Below are 17,738 nucleotides of genomic sequence, written 5' to 3'. Positions count from 1 at the left end.
TGTGTGATCAAGAAGTTTGGATGCGAGCTGCCCTAGAAGGGCGGCTCGTCCGAGTAGCCACCGCCGGAGCCGCCGGAGTTTCCACCCCAGCCGCCCCCGCCGCCGCCCTGCTGCTGGCCACCGGCCGGCGCGCTGGACGCCCACGGGTCGTCGGAGGGAGCTCCGCCGCCCTGCTGGCCGCCGCTGGGGGCTCCGCCCCAGCCACCGCCGCCGCCACCCTGCTGCTGACCGCCGCCGCCGTACCCACCCTGGCCACCGCGACCCGTGGTCTTGGCGACCTTGGCCGTGGCGTTCCTCAGGCTGGGGCCGACTTCCTCGACGTCCAGCTCGTAGACCGTGCGCTTGACACCCTCACGGTCCTCGTACGACCGCTGCCTCAGCCGGCCCTGCACGATGACGCGCATGCCCCGCTGAAGGGACTCGGCGACGTTCTCCGCCGCCTGCCGCCACACCGAGCAGGTCAGGAACAGGCTCTCGCCGTCCTTCCACTCGTTCGTCTGGCGGTCGAAGGTGCGGGGGGTGGACGCGACACGGAACTTCGCGACCGCCGCACCCGAGGGGGTGAAGCGCAGCTCGGGGTCGTCGACGAGATTGCCGACGACCGTGATGACGGTCTCGCCTGCCATGGATGAACCTCTCGGCGGGGATTGCTGCTGGGCTGCTGTGCTACTCGATCCCGATTACCGCTGAACCGAAGTTCAGTGGGTCTCGGGGCGAAGGACCTTGGTCCGGAGAACCGACTCGTTCAGGTTCAGCTGTCGGTCAAGCTCCTTGACGACCGCAGGCTCGGCCTGAAGGTCGATGACCGAGTAGATGCCCTCGGGCTTCTTCTTGATCTCGTAAGCGAGACGACGACGGCCCCAGGTGTCGACCTTCTCGACCTTTCCGTTGCCCTCACGGACGACGGAGAGGAAGTTCTCGATCAGCGGGGAGACAGCGCGCTCCTCGAGATCGGGGTCGAGGATGACCATCACTTCGTAGTGACGCATGTGGAACCCACCTCCTTTGGACTCAGCGGCCACGGTCGTTCCGTGGCAGGAGGGTCGTGATGCGTGCGCACGGTGTCCGAGAACAGACACCGCGCAGCTGTACAGACTACCTGCTCGACTCCTTCCGGTTGAAATCCGGCGCCGGGGGGACACAATCTGTATCCATCGGGTGTGCTCGGTGCTATGCCCCCGGCCCCGGCCGGAGGCGGGCCCCAGCGCCGCTCTGCTTCAGCCAGGAGGTGCCTTCCGATGGCACAGGCCATGCAACCGCAGTCCCAGCCCCCTCCGATCTCGCTGCTGTCCACCGACGGCAAGCCCCACCCGCTGCAGGACACCCTGATGGCGGCCACCCTGATCCTCGGAGCCGTGGCGTTCATCACGGCGTTCTTCCACAACCTGCACCTGCTCACCACGTGGGCGGGGCTGATCGGGATCCTGACCGGTCTCTACGGACAGTTCGTCTCCGTCACGACACGCGAGCGCTTCGCACTGATCATCGGCCTTGGCGCGTCTGCCATCGGCTTCTTCATCGGCATGTTCCACGGCGGCCTCTTCGGCGGCTGACAGGGACCTGCGGGACACCCCTGCGACGGGGCGCCGGCCGAGCACCGGCCCGGGCCCCGGCACGTCCCCCAGATGGGTGGCGCCCCTGTCGCAGTAGGCTTCGCGCCATAGCCAGCGAAGTCGCCGGAGGAGCACCCCGCATGAGCCTGTCCCTGAGGACCATCAGCCGAGAGCAGCATCTGGCGTACCTCCAGAGCCTGCCGTCGGCTAGCCACTGCCAGGTCCCGGCATGGGCCGACGTCAAGAACGAATGGCGTTCGGAGAACCTCGGCTGGTTCGACAAGTCCGGCGAACTCGTCGGCGCCGCGCTGGTTCTGTACCGGCAGCTGCCCAAGGTGAAGCGATACCTCGCGTACCTGCCCGAGGGTCCGGTCATCAACTGGTACGCCCCCAACCTGGAGGAATGGCTCCAGCCGATGCTGGCGCACCTGAAGAACCAGGGCGCCTTCACCGTGAAGATGGGCCCGCCCGTCGTCATCCGCCGCTGGAACGCCGCCGCCATCAAGGCCGGCATCCAGGACCCCGAGGTCAAGCGGCTGCGCGACGTCGAGGCCACGCACATCGAGCCCCGCGCCTTCGAGGTGTCCGACAAGCTGCGCCGCATGGGCTGGCAGCAGGCCGAGGACGGCGGCGCCGGCTTCGGCGACGTCCAGCCGCGCTACGTCTTCCAGGTGCCGCTGGCCAACCGCTCGCTGGACGATGTCCTCAAGGGCTTCAACCAGCTGTGGCGCCGCAACATCAAGAAGGCCGAGAAGGCCGGCGTCGAGGTCGTCCAGGGCGGCTACGACGACCTGCCGACCTGGCAGCACCTGTACGAGATCACGGCCGAGCGCGACAAGTTCCGCCCGCGCCCGCTCAGCTACTTCCAGCGCCAGTGGACGGCCCTCAACGCCGAGGACCCCAACCGGATGCGGCTGTACATCGCCAAGCACGAGGGGGAGCCGCTGGCCGCCGCCACGATGCTCACCGTCGGCCAGCACGTCTGGTACTCGTACGGCGCGTCCGCCAACCACAAGCGCGAGGTCCGGCCGTCGAACGCGATGCAGTGGCGAATGCTGCGCGATTCCTACGCACTCGGTGCCGGCGTCTACGACCTGCGCGGCATCTCTGACACGCTGGACGAGAACGACCACCTGTTCGGGCTGATCCAGTTCAAGGTCGGCACCGGCGGCGAGGCCGTCGAGTACGTCGGCGAGTGGGACTTCCCGCTCAACAAGGTGCTCCACAAGGCGCTCGACATCTACATGTCGCGCCGCTGACTCCACCCCCACCCCACACGAGAGGCTCCGGACGGGCATGGCGCTCACGCTCTACGTCGACACCGCGCGCTGGCGTGCGCACCAGAAGCAGGTCATGGACCAGTTCCCCGGACTGATCCCGGTCTGCAAGGGCAACGGCTACGGCTTCGGCCACGAGCGGCTGTGCGAGGAGGCGACCCGGATGGGTACCGACGTCCTCGCCGTCGGCACCACGTACGAGGCCGCGAGCATCAAGGACTTGTTCGGCGGCGATCTGCTGGTCCTGACCCCGTTCCGGCGGGGTGAGGACCCGGTGCCGCTGCCGGACCGGGTCATCCGCTCGGTGGCCTCGCTGGACGGGGTCCGCAGCCTGGTCGGCGCCCGGGTGGTCATCGAGTGCATGAGCTCGATGCGCCGCCACGGCATCTCCGAGCAGGACCTGGGGCAGCTGCACGCCGCGATCGAGGACGTCCGGCTGGAGGGCTTCGCCCTGCACCTGCCGCTGGACCGCCCGGACGGCTCGGACGCCGTCGAGGAGGTCATCGGCTGGATGGACCGGCTGCGCGCGGCCCGGCTCCCGCTGCACACCATGTTCGTCAGCCACCTGCGGGCCGAGGAACTGGCGCGGCTGCAGCAGCAGTTCCCGCAGACCCGCTTCCGGGCCCGTATCGGCACCCGGCTGTGGCTGGGCGACCACGAGGCGACCGAGTACCGGGGTTCGGTCCTGGACGTCACGCGCGTCGCCAAGGGCGACCGCTTCGGCTACCGCCAGCAGAAGGCCGCCTCCGACGGCTGGCTGGTCGTGGTCGCCGGCGGTACCTCGCACGGGGTGGGCCTGGAGGCCCCCAAGGCCCTGCACGGTGTGATGCCGCGGGCCAAGGGCGTCGCCCGGGCCGGCCTGGCCACGGTCAACCGGAACCTGTCGCCCTTCGTGTGGGCGGGCAAGCAGCGCTGGTTCGCCGAGCCGCCGCACATGCAGGTGTCGATCCTGTTCGTGCCCTCCGACACCACCGAGCCGAAGGTCGGCGACGAGCTCGTGGCGCACCTGCGGCACACCACCACCCAGTTCGACCGGGTGCTCGACGCCTGAGACGCCCTGGACGCCCGGTAGGGGCCGCGGCCCGTCGGCCGCGGCCCCTACCGCTCAGTCCTCGGGGCCGGCGCCCCAGTCGACCCGCTGTCCCTCCGAGGGCGTCGCGTTCCGCGGCGCCCTCGCCGCGTCCGACAGCACGAACACGTCCTCGGCCCCGTCCAGGACGCCTCCGGAGGGGTCGTCCGAGCCGTCGCGGCGTACGACGTCGCACTCGGGCATCAGGATGTCGCGGACGACGACCGCGCACAGGTACAGGGTGGCCAGCAGGTGGGCGGTGATCGCCAGCTGGTAGCCCTCCACGGGAAGGCCCTGGTGCTTGTCGGCGCTGGTCGTGTAGGCGAGGTAGAACCAGATCCCCAGGAAGTAGACGACCTCGCCGGCCTGCCAGATCAGGAAGTCCCGCCAGCGCGGCCGGGCCAGCGCCGCGAGCGGGATGAGCCACAGCACGTACTGCGGCGAGTAGACCTTGTTGGCCAGGATGAAGGCGGCGACGACGAGGAAGGCCAGCTGGGCGAAGCGGGGGCGCCTGGGGGCGGTCAGGGTCAGCAGTCCGATGGCTCCGCACATCAGGAGCGTCAGCCCGGTCGCGTACGTGTTGGCGTCGTGGAGGGGGTTGCCCGAACGCTGGGAGATCAGCAGCCAGACGGAACCGAAGTCGATCGGCCGTTCCTGGCTGAAGGTGTAGAACTTCGACCAGCCGTCCCAGGCGAGGAGCATCACCGGCAGGTCCACCACGAGCCAGGCGGCGGCCGCGCCGAGGGCCGCGGCGCCGAAGTCACGCCACTTCCCGGCACGCCAGCACAGCACGAAGAGCACCCCGAGGAGCAGGACGGGGTAGAGCTTGGCGGCGGTGGCCAGGCCGATGAAGACACCGAAGAGCACCGTCCGGCCCCGGGACCACATGAGCATCGCGGCGGCGGTCAGGGCGATGGCCAGCAGGTCCCAGTTGATCGTCGCGGTGAGGGCGAAGGCCGGCGCGAGGGCGAACAGCAGGGCGTCCCAGGGCCGGCGGCGGTGGGTGCGGGCGACGCACACGGCGATGACGGCGGCGCAGGCCATCAGCATGCCCGCGTTGACCATCCAGTACATCTGCTCGCGGTGCTGCATGGAGCCGGTGCCCGGGGTCAGCCAGGAGGCGACCTCCATGAAGAGCCCGGTGAGCACCGGGTACTCCAGGTACTCCATGTCGCCGGGGAGCCGGTCGAAGTAGGGCGTGAGGTTGTCGGCGAAGCCGCGTGCCGCGAACAGGTGCGGGATGTCGGAGTAGCAGGCGTGGGTGTACTGCGAGCCCGCCCCACGGAACCACGCCCAGTCGTAGCAGGGCAGCTTCTGCACCATGCCGAGGGCGAACATGCCGAGGGCGAGCAGGACCACGACCCGGACCGGCCCCAGCCAGTGCCCGCCGAGCCGTGCGTAGCGGCCGAGGGGGCCGCCGATGAACTCGCTTCCGGCTGCGGCGACCTCGTCCTGCTGCGTGGGCAGTACTGGACGGTCCTCGTGCACCTTCGTCATGGGGGTCATCCTGCCGTACCGGGCCGGACATGGGGGAAGGCCGTCGCACCGGGTGCGACGGCCTTCCTCCGTTCACGTTCCGGGACCGGCCGGTCCCGTCACGGGGGCGTTCACGGTCATCCCCCGGTGATGCCTCCCGGCCGACCGGGTCTGCCGGTGGCCGTCGCCGTCGGCGATCCGCTGGGGCCGCCGTCGCTGCCGCCGATCAGCCCGCCCGAGGTGTCCGTGGGCGAGGGGGTCGGGTCGCAGTACAGCTGCCACGGCTTGCAGGGCTTGCCGCTCTTGGACGGGGAGGGCCGGCCGGACGGCGTGTTCGACGGCTCCGTCGACGGGGACGGCGACGGCGACGGCGGGGCCGAGGGGGTGGGGGAGGGGGCTCCGGAGGCGTCCGCGACGATGCCGACGTCCTGGGGCTCGGGGAACTTCGTCTCCGGGGTGCCCTTGACCGCTTCCATCATGTACTCGGTCCAGATCTCGGCCGGGATGTCACCACCGTGGATGGAGGGGATGTCACCGACGCCCTTCATGGACTGCAGCGCCTTGTCCTTCGAGTTGGGGTCGCTGCGGAAGAGGACGACGGAGGTGGACAGCTCCGGGGTGTAGCCGACGAACCAGGCCGACTTGTTCTCGTCGGTGGTACCGGTCTTGCCCGCGGCGGGCCGGCCCAGCTTCTTGACCTTGGTCGCGGTGCCGTTCTGGACCACGTTCTCGAGGACCTTGGTGATGTTGTCGGCGACGGAGTTGTCCATGGCCCGCTCGGCCTTGGGCGCCTCGAAGCCGGGCAGCGGCACGCCGTCCTTCTCCACCCTGGTCACGGAGAACGGCTCGTGGTGCGTGCCGGAGGTCGCGAAGGTGGCGTACGAGTCGGCCATGCGAATGGCGCTGGGGGTGGAGGTACCGAGCGCGAAGGAGGCGTCGTTGGGCACGCCCATCGAGTCCTTGAGCAGGCCCGTGGACTCGGCCACCCTGCGGACCTTGTCGTGGCCGACGTCGAAGACGAGCTGGGCGAAGGGCACGTTGATGGACTTCTCCATCGCCTCGTTGAGGGTCACGTACCCGTAGGCGGTGGGGCTCTCGTTCTTCTGCTTGAACGGGGTGCCGTCCTTGCCGCGCAGCGGCTGGCCCGACCTGTTGTTGATCACGGTGAGGTCGTTGGCCATGTACTTGCTGTCGGCGGAGATGCCCTGGCCCTTGGAGTTCTGCGTGCCGTACTGCATGGCCGCCGCGAGCACGTACGGCTTCCAGGTCGAGCCGACCGGGACACCGGTGGTGTTGGCGTTGTTGCTGAAGTACTTGTGGTCCCAGCCCGGGCCGCCGTACAGGGCCACGAGCGCGCCGGTCTTCGTGTTCACGGAGGCCGCGCCGAACTGGACGAAGGTGTCGGTGTCCGGGCGCTTCTTCTCGTCGATGAGCCCGTTGCGGGTGTCCTCGACGGCCTTGGCCAGTGCGTCCACCTTCGGCTTCTCGAAGGTGGTGGTGATCTCGTACCCGCCCAGGGCCATCTGCTCGGCGGTGATGCCCTTGCTCTTCATCACGTACGCCTTGGCCGTGTCGACCAGGTAGCCGATCTGGCCGGTCATCCCGCGGGCCTGCGCCGACTCGACGCGGGGAGGGAAGTCCTTGTCCGCGTACTTCGCCCGCTCGGCCTTGTCCATCCGGCCCACCTCGACCTCGCGGTCCAGGACCCAGGCCCAGCGCTTGCGGGCGCGGTCCTCGTTGAGCTGGGGAGTGGCCGCGGTGCCGATGCCGCCGTCCGGGTTGTACAGGTTGGGGCCCTTGAGCACGGAGGCCAGGAAGGCGCACTCCGCCGGGTTCAGGTCCTGGCTGTCCTTGCCGAAGTAGGCGCGGGCCGCGGCCTGGATGCCGTAGGCGTCCCGGCCGTAGTAGGCGGTGTTGAGGTAGCCGGCGAGGACGGTGTCCTTCTCCTCGGTGGTGCCCAGCTTTATCGCGATGAAGAGCTCGGTGACCTTGCGCTTGAGCGTCTGGTTCGAGTCCAGGTACATGTTCTTCACGTACTGCTGGGTGATGGTCGAACCGCCCTGGGTGGAGCCGCCCGTGGCCATGTTCCACACGGCGCGGCCGACGCCCATCGGGTCGACGCCCTTGTCCGTCTCGAAGGACTCGTTCTCCGCGGCGATCACCGCGTCCCTCATCGACCGGGGAATGCTGGAGATCGGCACGATCTGCCGGTTCATCGAACCGCCGGTCGCCACCATCTGCTCGCCGTTGGCCCACTTGAACACGTTGTTCTGCGCCTTGGCGGCCTTGTTCGGGTCGGGCGTGTTCACCATGGCGATGCCGATGCCCGCACCCGCGATGATGATCGAGAAGAAGCCCAGTGCCGTACCGCTGACGAGCTTCCAGGACGGCAGGAAGCGCTTCCAGCCCTCCCGGTCCGACCGCGGGTAGTTGATCAGCCGCTTGTCGGGACGGGCACCACCGCGAGCGGCACTCCCCGCTCCCCGGCCGCGCCCCCCGGATCCTCTCTGGCCCGCCCGGCGCGCTCCCGATCTGCTGCCGTGTGCGGAGGGTTCCGCATAAGGACCGCTGTGTGACGCCGCAGGGGCGTCACGTCCGGTCCCGGCGCCCCTGCCGGGGCGCTGCTGGGCGGCCCGGCGGGCGTCGGCCCGCCCGCCATTCTGGGGCTGCGACGGTTTGCGGCGGTGCTCGCTCATCGAACGACTACTCCTCGGGCAGGCGAGTGGCCTGGAAGCGGCAGATGAATTCCGGTTCCCCCGGTGTCATGGCGCACAGACTACGCACGCTCAAAACCCGCCCAGTGCCGAAGTTCACCCCAAATCAGGCAACTCGCCTCGTACGAATTGGTGATGTGATGCCGGTCACCACGTCGCCACTTGTCGACCGGGTCGGCCCGTTCTATCGTCTGGATGTATCGAGCCGATACATCAGCTCGGTATAAAGACACAGGGGCGAAGGAGAGGCGGGCGGATGAGCAGGCGCTCAGGCATCCTCGAATTCGCCGTCCTCGGCCTGCTCCGCGAATCCCCCATGCACGGCTACGAGCTGCGCAAGCGGCTCAACACCTCGCTTGGGGTCTTCAGAGCCTTCAGCTACGGAACGCTCTACCCCTGCCTCAAGACGCTGGTCGCCAACGGCTGGTTGATCGAAGAGCCGGGCAACGCTCCGGAGGACGCCCTCGCCGCTTCACTCGCAGGGCGCCGCGCCAAGATCGTCTACCGGTTGACGGCCGCCGGGAAGGAGCACTTCGAAGAGCTCCTCTCCCACACCGGCCCCGACACCTGGGAGGACGAGTCCTTCGCCGCCCGCTTCGCCTTCTTCGGCCAGACCGAACGAGAGGTGCGCATGCGGGTCCTGGAGGGCCGCCGCAGCCGGCTGGAGGAGCGCCTCGAAAAGATGCGCGCCTCACTGGCCCGCACGCGGGAGCGCCTCGACGACTACACGCTCGAGCTGCAGCGGCACGGCATGGAGTCCGTGGAGCGCGAAGTGCGCTGGCTGAACGAGCTCATCGAGAGCGAGCGGGCGGGACGGGATCAGAGACGACCCGGTCCGTCCGACGAAACTGCAAAATGAGGCCTGCATCTCGCAGCCCTCGTCCGAGAACAAACAGGGAGCAACCGGAATGGGTTCGGTTCGCGTAGCCATCGTCGGCGTAGGCAACTGCGCCGCCTCGCTGGTGCAGGGCGTCGAGTACTACAAGGACGCCGACCCGGCGGCCAAGGTCCCCGGTCTGATGCACGTCCAGTTCGGCGACTACCACGTGCGTGACATCGAGTTCGTCGCCGCGTTCGACGTCGACGCGAAGAAGGTCGGCCTCGACCTTTCGGACGCCATCGGCGCCAGCGAGAACAACACCATCAAGATCTGCGACGTCCCGAACGCCGGCGTGACCGTCCAGCGCGGCCACACCCTGGACGGCCTGGGCAAGTACTACCGCCAGACCATCGAGGAGTCCGCCGAGGCGCCGGTCGACGTCGTCCAGGTCCTCAAGGACCGCGAAGTCGACGTCCTGATCTGCTACCTGCCCGTCGGTTCCGAGGACGCGGCGAAGTTCTACGCCCAGTGCGCCATCGACGCCAAGGTCGCCTTCGTCAACGCCCTCCCGGTCTTCATCGCCGGCACCAAGGAGTGGGCGGACAAGTTCACCGAGGCCGGTGTCCCGATCGTCGGCGACGACATCAAGTCGCAGGTCGGCGCCACCATCACGCACCGCGTGATGGCGAAGCTCTTCGAAGACCGCGGTGTCCGTCTCGAGCGCACCATGCAGCTCAACGTCGGCGGCAACATGGACTTCAAGAACATGCTGGAGCGCGACCGCCTGGAGTCGAAGAAGATCTCCAAGACGCAGGCCGTCACCTCGCAGATCCCCGACCGCGAGCTCGGCGAGAAGAACGTCCACATCGGCCCGTCCGACTACGTCGCGTGGCTCGACGACCGCAAGTGGGCCTACGTCCGCCTCGAGGGCCGCGCCTTCGGCGACGTCCCGCTGAACCTCGAGTACAAGCTCGAGGTGTGGGACTCCCCGAACTCCGCCGGTGTCATCATCGACGCCCTGCGCGCCGCGAAGATCGCCAAGGACCGCGGTATCGGCGGCCCGATCCTGTCGGCGTCCAGCTACTTCATGAAGTCCCCGCCGGTGCAGTACTTCGACGACGAGGCCCTGGCCAACGTCGAGAAGTTCATCAAGGGCGAGGTCGAGCGCTAGCCGAACCCCCAAGGGTCCTCGCGGACACCTGGACTTCGGCAGTTCTTCGCGGAGGGTCCCCGGGCAATGTGCCCGGGGACCCTCCGCGTGTGTGACCCTTGCCCTCATGCCTGTCGTACGTGATCTGCGCGTACTCCTGCGCCTGAGGGACTTCCGCAACCTGCTCGCCGTACGGCTGCTCTCCCAGGCCGCCGACGGCGTCTACCAGGTCGCACTGGCCACGTACGTGGTCTTCTCCCCCGAGAAACAGACCTCACCCGCGGCCGTCGCCTCGGCCATGGCGGTACTGCTGCTGCCTTACTCGCTGATCGGACCCTTCGCCGGGGTGCTGCTCGACCGGTGGAGGCGCCGGCAGGTCTTCCTCTACGGCAACCTGCTGCGGGCCTTCCTCGCCTGCCTCACCGGGATGCTGATCGTGGTCCACGTCCCCGACTGGCTGTTCTACGCCTCGGCCCTGTCCGTGACAGCGGTCAACCGCTTCGTCCTCGCCGGGCTCGCCGCCTCCCTGCCCCACGTCGTCGGCCCCGACCAGCTCGTCACCGCGAACGCGCTCTCCCCGACCGCGGGCACCCTCGCCGCGACCGCGGGCGGCGGACTGGCCTTCCTCGTCCGGCTGCTGGCCTCCGATTCCAACGCGATCGTCGTCCTGCTCGCCGCCGCGTTCTACCTCTGCTCGGCGCTGGTCTCCCTGAGCCTGGCCATCGGCCTCCTGGGACCCGACCACCCGCCGGGCGCGACCCACCCCTCCGTCACGGAGGGCATCGCCCTCACCGTCCGGGGCATGGCCGAGGGCCTGAGGCACCTCGCCTCGCGCAGGGACGCCGCCCAGGCGCTCGGCGCGATGACCGTGATGCGGTTCTGCTACGGAGCGCTGACCGTCACCCTGCTGATGCTCTGCCGCTACTCCTGGTCGCAGACCGAGGCCGAGGGGCTGGCCCTGCTGGGCATGGCGGTCGGCGCCTCCGCGGTCGGATTCTTCGCTGCCGCCGTCGTGACCCCCTCGCTGGTGGGCCGGCTCGGCACACTCGGCTGGATCACCGCCTGCTCCGCGGCCTCCGCCGTCCTCGTCCCGGCCCTCGGCCTCTTCTTCGCCTTCGGTCCGATGCTGGTCGCCGCGTTCGTCCTCGGCCTCACCACCCAGGGCGCCAAGATCGCCACCGACACGGTCGTCCAGTCCCAGGTGGACGACGACTACCGCGGCCGCGTCTTCTCCGTCTACGACGTGCTGGTCAACGTCTCGTTCGTGGGCGCCGCAGCGGTCTCCGCGCTCATGCTCCCCGCCGACGGGCGCTCCGCGGTCCTGATCCTCGGCGTGGGCGCCCTCTACGCGGCGACCGCGCTGCTCCTGGGCCGCCGGACCCGACGTTTCACGTGAAACATTGACGGCGGGGGCGATGTTCCACGTGAAACATCGCCCCCGCCGTTTCTGCTCAGGCCTGCGCGGCCCACCACTCCTTGAGGGCGGAGACCGCGGCCTCGCGCTCCATCGGGCCGTTCTCCAGCCGCAGGTCCAGCAGGAACGCGTACGCCTTCCCGATCAGCGGACCCGGGCCGACGTCCAGTACCCGCATGATCTCGTTGCCGTCCAGATCGGGCCTGATCGCATCCAGCTCCTCCTGCTCCTTCAGCTGGGCGATGCGCTCCTCCAGCCCGTCGTAGGTGCGGGAGAGCGCATTGGCCTTGCGCTTGTTGCGCGTCGTGCAGTCGGAACGGGTCAGCTTGTGCAGACGCTCCAGCAGCGGGCCGGCGTCGCGGACGTAGCGGCGCACCGCGGAGTCGGTCCACTCCCCGTCGCCGTAGCCGTGGAAGCGCAGGTGCAGCTCCACCAGCCGGGACACGTCCTTGATCATGTCGTTGGAGTACTTCAGAGCGGTCAGCCGCTTCTTGGTCATCTTCGCCCCCACCACCTCGTGGTGGTGGAAGGAGACCCGGCCGTCGCTCTCGAAGCGGCGCGTCCGCGGCTTGCCGATGTCGTGCAGCAGGGCCGCGAGCCGCAGCACCAGGTCCGGGCCGTCCTCCTCCAGCGCGATCGCCTGCTCCAGCACGATCAGCGAGTGGTCGTAGACGTCCTTGTGCCGGTGATGCTCATCACGCTCCAGCCGCAGCGCGGGCAGCTCGGGCAGCACCCGGTCGGCCAGTCCGGTCTCCACGAGCAGACCCAGACCCTTGCGCGGGTTGGCGGACAGGAGCAGCTTGTTCAGCTCTCCCTGCACCCGCTCCGCCGAGACGATCTCGATCCGCTCGGCCATCGCCTTCATCGCCGCCACGACCTCGGGGGCCACCTCGAAGTCCAGCTGCGCCGCGAACCGGGCCGCCCGCAGCATCCGCAACGGGTCGTCGGAGAACGAATCCTGCGGCGTACCGGGAGTGCGCAGGACACCCGCGGCCAGATCCTCCAGACCACCGTGCGGGTCGATGAACTCCTGCTCCGGCAGGGCCAGCGCCATGGCGTTGACCGTGAAGTCACGCCGGACCAGGTCCTCCTCGATCGAGTCGCCGTAGGAGACCTCGGGCTTGCGCGAGGTGCGGTCGTACGCCTCGGAGCGGTACGTGGTCACCTCGATCTGGAAGCCGTCCCGCTGCGCCCCGACGGTGCCGAAGGCGATGCCCACGTCCCACACCGCGTCGGCCCACGGGCGGACGATCTTCAGCACGTCCTCCGGACGGGCATCGGTGGTGAAGTCGAGGTCATTGCCGAGACGCCCCAGCAGCGCGTCGCGGACGGACCCGCCGACCAGGGCGAGGCGGAAGCCCGCCTCCTGGAACCGGCGGCCGAGATCGTCGGCGACAGGAGCGACCCGCAGCAGTTCACTGACCGCGCGGCGCTGCACCTGACTCAGGGCACTGGGGTTGTCTTCATTGGCGTTCGGCACAACAGAAAAGGGTACGTGCCCGGCCCGCCAGGGGCTTCCCCGTTTCACGGCGACCCGGTGCGCCGGGAGCCCGGGGCGGAGCCGATCATGTGGAGCAACCGCGCGGCACTCGCGCACAGCGGGCCTCGTTACCATGCTCGGACGCACAAACGACGACCACTGACTTCGAGGGACGGGCCAGCGCGTGGCGGAAGCGGCAGACATCCAGGGGGCTTCCCCCGCCCCTGCCCGGCGCCGCTGGCTGCGGCGCACGATGATCCTGCTCGCAGGGACCCCGGTACTCGCCGCCCTGGTATACGCCCCCGCCCCGAAGGCCGAAGCGGCCACGGGCCCCTCGGTCGACGTCCAGCTCACGTCCATGACCCCCACCGCACCGGTCAAGGGCGACACCCTCACCATCGAGGGCGTCGTCGCCAACACCGGCTCCGAGACGATCAACGACGCCCACGTGGGCCTGCGCGTCGGGCCCGCGCTCGCGGACCGCGCGTCCATCGGCGAGGCCGCGGAACGCAGCGGTTTCCGGCCGGGCAACGACCCGGGCGAGATCGACCCGGCCTACGCCGTGAAGATCGACCGACTTCCCTCCAAGGTCAGCCGGCCGTTCACCCTCACCGTCCCGGTCAACAAACTGGAACTCGACAAGGACGGCGTCTACCAGCTCGGCGTCTCCCTGTCCGGGGTGAGCGACAGCCGACCCTCCGAGCAGGTCCTCGGCATCAAGCGGACCTTCCTGCCCTGGCAGCCCGAAGCCGCCGCCAAGCGCGCCCAGCTCACTTACGTGTGGCCGCTGATCTCCACCACCCACCTGACCGCCGAGACCGGCGCGGACGAGGTCCAGACCCCCGTCTTCCTCGACGACTCCCTCGCGGAGGAACTCAAGCCGACGGGCCGCCTGGGCATGATGGTCTCGCTCGGCAAGGAACTTCCGGTCGCCTGGGTCATCGACCCCGACCTGCTGGCCACGGTCGACGCGATGACCAAGGGCTACCGGGTCCGCGTCCCGGGCGGCAAGCCCGTCCAGGGCAAGAAGAAGGCCGTCGCCGAGCAGTGGCTGAGCGCGCTGGAAACCGCGGTCCAGGGCAAGAAGGTCGTCGCCCTGCCCTTCGCCGATCCCGACCTCGCCTCCCTCGCCCACCGCGGCAAGGACGTCTCGGGCACCCTGGGCCAGCTGCGGCCCGCCACCGACAAGGCGAAGCAGGCCGTCGAGACGGTCCTGCACGTCCCCACCACCACGGACTTCTCCTGGCCCGTGGACGGCGCCATAGACCCCTCGATCGTCAACGTCGCCACCTCGGCCGGTGCCCACAACGTCCTGACCCGCAGCGACAGCCTCCAGGAGAGCGGAGCCCTCGGCTACACGCCCTCCGCCGCCCGGCCCATCGGCGCCGGCGCCACCGCCGTCGTCGCGGACGCCGAACTCTCCACCGCGTTCGAGGGCGACATGCTCAGCGCCGGGAACTCGACGCTCGCCGTGCAGCGCTTCCTCGCCGACAGCCTCGCCCTCAACCTGCAGAAGACCGGGGAACAGCGCAGCTTCGTCGTCGCCCCGCAGCGGATGCCCACCGTCAGCCAGGTGCAGACGATGGCGGCCGCCCTGCACGGTCTCCAGGCCGGCCGCTGGACCCAGCCCGCGGACCTCGAAGCCGCCGCCGCGGCCAAGCCCGACCCCGGAGCCACCACCCAGGTACCGGGCGCCGGACAGTACCCCGAAGCCCTCGCCAAGCAGGAAATGCCGGTATCGGCCTTCGAGAAGATCCGCACCACCCAGAACACCCTCGACCACTTCAAGGTGATCCTCGCCGCGCCCGACCGCGTGGAGATCCCCGTCGGCAACACCACCAACCGGGAGATGTCCACCTCCTGGCGCGGCCGACCCGAGGAGGCGAACCTCTACCGGGACCAGGTGCAGGAGTACCTGCTCGGCCTCACGCAGAAGGTCAAGGTCGTCCCCAAGTCGGACGCCACCCTGTCCGGACACAGCGCCACCATCCCGGTCAGCGTCCAGAACAGCCTCGTCCAGGACGTCCACGACCTCGTCCTGCGGGTCAAGTCCGCCAACCCGACCCGCCTGATGTTCGGCGACAGCGGTCAGGCGGAACAGCAGGTCTCCGTCCAGGGCGACCACACCCAGACCGTGAAGTTCCCCGCCAACGCCACCGCGAGCGGCCCCGTCGAGGTCACCGCACAGCTCTTCACCAAGGACGGCATCCCCTACGGCGAACCGCGCAAGTTCACCGTCGAGGCCACCGAGGTCACCCCCACCGTCATGCTCGTCATCGCCGGCGGTGTGCTCCTCCTCGTCCTGGCAGGCATGAAGATGTACGCCAGCCGCAAGCGCGTCGCCGCCCGCGCGGCCGCCGAGGAGAGCACGCAGCCGAGTGACGAGTCCCCGGACACCGGACCGCAAAGCACGGACGGGTCCGGCACGGGTGAGACAGTGAACCGTTGAGCGATACCGTGGCCGGCCGGCCTGGGGACGATGAGGTGGGGTTACGATGAACGCGCCGTACGACGGTGACCGCGCGCAGGGCACTGGTGGGCCCTCGCCCTCCCAGGGCACTGCCGAGGGCACCCCGGTGCCCGGGCAGGTGCCCGCGCCTGCGCCCGCGCCGGACCACGACCCTTATGTCCAGGACGCGTACGACAACGACCCCTACCGGGCGCAGGACCTCTCCGCCCAGGACCCGGTCGCCGAGGTGCTCTACGACCGCGCCTCGCACCCGCCGCCGCCCCCCGGCACCTTCCAGGAGCCCGGCCCGCTGTACGCGGCACCGACCGCGCCCTCCTACGCGCCCGACTCCCGCGTCTGGGCACAGACCCCGCCGCCCGAGCCGGACGGCCCCTCCCGCCACCTGCCGTACGGCGACCACGCCACCACCACGCAGTTCGTCGGCGTGGACTCCCTGGTCACCAAGGCCGCGGAGGAGCAGCCCGAGCCCGACGCCTTCGCGCACCTCTACCGCGACCAGGAAGCGGCCCCCCGCACCCCCGCCGAGGACGCCCCCGTCGCGGCCCCGGCACCCAGCAAGCCCGCCGGCCGCGCCGCGAGCCTCCTCAAGTCCAGTGCGCTCATGGCCGCCGGCACGATCGTCTCCCGCATCACCGGCTTCCTGCGGACCCTGGTCATCGCCGGTGCCATCGGCGTCGGCACCTTCAACGACACCTACCAGGTCGCCAACACCCTGCCCACGATGATCTACGTGCTGGTCGGCGGTGGCGCCCTCAACGCCGTCTTCATCCCGCAGCTGGTCCGGGCCATGAAGAACGACAGCGACGGCGGAGAGGCGTACGCCAACCGGCTGCTGACCCTCGTCGTGGTCCTGCTGGCCGCCGTCACCACCATCTGCGTCCTGGCCGCCCCGGTGTTCATCACGATGATGTCGCCGAAGATCGCCTCCGACCCCGCACAGATGGACGTCGCGGTCGCCTTCGCCCGCTACTGCCTGCCGACGATGTTCTTCATGGGCGTCCACGTGGTCCTCGGTCAGATCCTCAACGCCCGGGGCCGCTTCGGCGCCATGATGTGGACCCCGGTCCTCAACAACATCGTCGTCATCGCCACGTTCGGCGCCTTCATCTGGGCCTTCGGCAGCTTCACCACCTCCGGCGTCGGCGCCACCACCGTCACCCCCGAAGGCGTCCGCCTGCTGGGCCTGGGCACCCTGCTGGGCCTCACCGTCCAGGCCCTCGCGATGCTCCCCTACCTGCGCGACGCCGGCTTCTCCCCCCGCCTGCGCTTCGACTGGAAGGGCCACGGCCTCGGCAAGGCCGCCCGCCTGGCCAAGTGGACGTTCTTCTTCGTCCTCGCCAACCAGGTCGGCCTCGTCGTCGTCACCCAGCTCGCCACCTGGGCCGGATCCGTCGCCGAGACGGAAGGCCACCCCGGCACCGGCATCACCGCCTACAACTACGCGCTGCTGCTGTGGCAGATGCCGCAGGCGATCATCACCGTCTCCGTCATGACGGCCGTCCTGCCCCGCATCTCCCGCTCCGCCCACGACGGCGACGCCGCCGCCGTCCGCGACGACATCTCCTACGGCCTGCGCACCTCGGCCGTCGCGATCGTCCCGTGCGCCTTCGCGTTCCTCGCCCTCGGCGTCCCCATGGCCACCCTGCTCTACGCGGGCTCCGGCGCCGGCGCCCAGAACATCGGCTACGTCCTGATGGCCTTCGGCCTCGGACTGATCCCCTACTCCGTCCAGTACGTCGTCCTGCGCGGCTTCTACGCCTACGAGGACACCCGGACGCCCTTCTACAACACCGTCATCGTCGCCGCCGTCAACGCCGCCGTCTCCACCGCCGCGTTCTTCGTGCTCCCCGCACGCTGGGCCGTCGTCGGCATGGCCGCGGCCTACGGCCTCGGCTACGCCGTGGGCGTGGGCGTCGCCTGGCGCCGCCTCAAGACCCGCCTCGGCGGCGACCTCGACGGCGCCCACGTGGCCCGCACCTACGCCCGCCTGACCGGCGCCTGCGTCCCCGCCGCCGCGGTCGCGGGAGCAGTCGCCTACGGGGTCACCCAGGCCCTCGGCAGCGGAGTCGGCGGCTCCGCCGCCGCCCTCACGGCCGGCGGCATCGCACTGGCCGCCGTCTTCCTCCTCGCCGCCAAGCGGATGCGGATCGAAGAGCTCAACGCGATGGTCGGAATGGTCCGCGGGCGTTTGGGGCGCTGATGCGCACAACCGTCACCCCCTTTCGTGTGTCGTGCATAGCGTCGGACTGTGGGCACAATTGGCATGGCTTCGCAGACTGGCCGACAGCGCGTAACGGATGGGGAGGCGGGAACGA

General features: G+C 69.7%; 13 protein-coding genes. 8 read left to right on the top strand and 5 right to left on the bottom strand.

The window, feature by feature from the left end; all coding sequences use genetic code 11:
* Nucleotides 1-32: 32 nt before the first annotated feature.
* Both ACIQ5Y_RS05530 and rpsF read right to left on the bottom strand, forming a co-directional pair.
* Complete coding sequence (locus ACIQ5Y_RS05530) at nucleotides 33-626, bottom strand: single-stranded DNA-binding protein (RefSeq protein ID WP_403875210.1); 594 nt, start codon at nucleotides 624-626, stop codon at nucleotides 33-35.
* Between the two features lie 72 nt (nucleotides 627-698).
* The gene (gene rpsF / locus ACIQ5Y_RS05525) at nucleotides 699-989 is read right to left on the bottom strand and encodes a 30S ribosomal protein S6 (RefSeq protein WP_015034882.1); all 291 of its coding nucleotides are present in this window, start codon (nucleotides 987-989) and stop codon (nucleotides 699-701) included.
* A 249-nt stretch (nucleotides 990-1,238) separates the two neighbouring features.
* Here rpsF and ACIQ5Y_RS05520 point away from each other — a divergent pair, with 249 nt between their 5' ends.
* The 3 genes from ACIQ5Y_RS05520 (at nucleotide 1,239) to ACIQ5Y_RS05510 (ending at nucleotide 3,881) form a co-directional block, all read left to right on the top strand.
* The gene (locus ACIQ5Y_RS05520) at nucleotides 1,239-1,553 is read left to right on the top strand and encodes a hypothetical protein (protein ID WP_403875208.1); all 315 of its coding nucleotides are present in this window, start codon (nucleotides 1,239-1,241) and stop codon (nucleotides 1,551-1,553) included.
* A gap of 140 nt (nucleotides 1,554-1,693) precedes the next feature.
* Complete coding sequence (locus ACIQ5Y_RS05515; protein WP_403875206.1) at nucleotides 1,694-2,812, top strand: lipid II:glycine glycyltransferase FemX; 1,119 nt, start codon at nucleotides 1,694-1,696, stop codon at nucleotides 2,810-2,812.
* Nucleotides 2,813-2,849: 37 nt separating this feature from the next.
* Nucleotides 2,850-3,881 (top strand): alanine racemase, encoded by a 1,032-nt coding sequence (locus ACIQ5Y_RS05510; RefSeq protein ID WP_403875204.1) that lies wholly within the window; start codon nucleotides 2,850-2,852, stop codon nucleotides 3,879-3,881.
* A 54-nt stretch (nucleotides 3,882-3,935) separates the two neighbouring features.
* On the opposite strand, the gene ACIQ5Y_RS05505 is transcribed toward ACIQ5Y_RS05510, so the two are convergent.
* Together ACIQ5Y_RS05505 and ACIQ5Y_RS05500 are read right to left on the bottom strand one after the other, a co-directional pair.
* Nucleotides 3,936-5,396 (bottom strand): glycosyltransferase family 87 protein, encoded by a 1,461-nt coding sequence (locus ACIQ5Y_RS05505; protein ID WP_403875202.1) that lies wholly within the window; start codon nucleotides 5,394-5,396, stop codon nucleotides 3,936-3,938.
* Nucleotides 5,397-5,512: 116 nt separating this feature from the next.
* On the bottom strand, nucleotides 5,513-8,071 hold the full coding sequence (locus ACIQ5Y_RS05500) for a transglycosylase domain-containing protein (protein WP_403875200.1): 2,559 nt from the start codon (nucleotides 8,069-8,071) through the stop codon (nucleotides 5,513-5,515).
* 274 nt (nucleotides 8,072-8,345) lie between these two features.
* Between ACIQ5Y_RS05500 and ACIQ5Y_RS05495 the strand changes: the two genes are divergently transcribed.
* The 3 genes from ACIQ5Y_RS05495 to ACIQ5Y_RS05485 all read left to right on the top strand — a co-directional run bounded on the left by ACIQ5Y_RS05495 (nucleotide 8,346) and on the right by ACIQ5Y_RS05485 (nucleotide 11,455).
* A complete protein-coding gene (locus ACIQ5Y_RS05495) occupies nucleotides 8,346-8,948 on the top strand; it encodes a PadR family transcriptional regulator (protein ID WP_136210355.1) in 603 nt (200 codons plus the stop codon).
* Between the two features lie 49 nt (nucleotides 8,949-8,997).
* Nucleotides 8,998-10,080 carry an inositol-3-phosphate synthase gene (locus ACIQ5Y_RS05490; protein ID WP_376662279.1) on the top strand — a complete coding sequence of 361 codons (1,083 nt, stop codon included), beginning with the start codon at nucleotides 8,998-9,000 and terminating at the stop codon, nucleotides 10,078-10,080.
* 106 nt (nucleotides 10,081-10,186) lie between these two features.
* Complete coding sequence (locus tag ACIQ5Y_RS05485; RefSeq protein WP_403875197.1) at nucleotides 10,187-11,455, top strand: MFS transporter; 1,269 nt, start codon at nucleotides 10,187-10,189, stop codon at nucleotides 11,453-11,455.
* Between the two features lie 55 nt (nucleotides 11,456-11,510).
* On the opposite strand, the gene ACIQ5Y_RS05480 is transcribed toward ACIQ5Y_RS05485, so the two are convergent.
* A complete protein-coding gene (locus ACIQ5Y_RS05480; protein ID WP_403875195.1) occupies nucleotides 11,511-12,953 on the bottom strand; it encodes a CCA tRNA nucleotidyltransferase in 1,443 nt (480 codons plus the stop codon).
* A gap of 184 nt (nucleotides 12,954-13,137) precedes the next feature.
* Here ACIQ5Y_RS05480 and ACIQ5Y_RS05475 point away from each other — a divergent pair, with 184 nt between their 5' ends.
* Together ACIQ5Y_RS05475 and murJ are read left to right on the top strand one after the other, a co-directional pair.
* Nucleotides 13,138-15,402, top strand: coding sequence for a DUF6049 family protein (locus tag ACIQ5Y_RS05475; protein ID WP_403875194.1), 2,265 nt, complete (start codon nucleotides 13,138-13,140; stop codon nucleotides 15,400-15,402).
* Between the two features lie 46 nt (nucleotides 15,403-15,448).
* Nucleotides 15,449-17,623, top strand: coding sequence for a murein biosynthesis integral membrane protein MurJ (gene murJ / locus ACIQ5Y_RS05470; protein ID WP_403875193.1), 2,175 nt, complete (start codon nucleotides 15,449-15,451; stop codon nucleotides 17,621-17,623).
* Nucleotides 17,624-17,738 lie beyond the last annotated feature (115 nt).

Source organism: Streptomyces sp. NPDC096339, assembly GCF_044762985.1.
Classification (GTDB): Bacteria; Actinomycetota; Actinomycetes; order Streptomycetales; family Streptomycetaceae; genus Streptomyces.
Note: the sequence above shows the minus strand (reverse complement) of the source record. Positions and strands in the feature narration are given on the sequence as shown.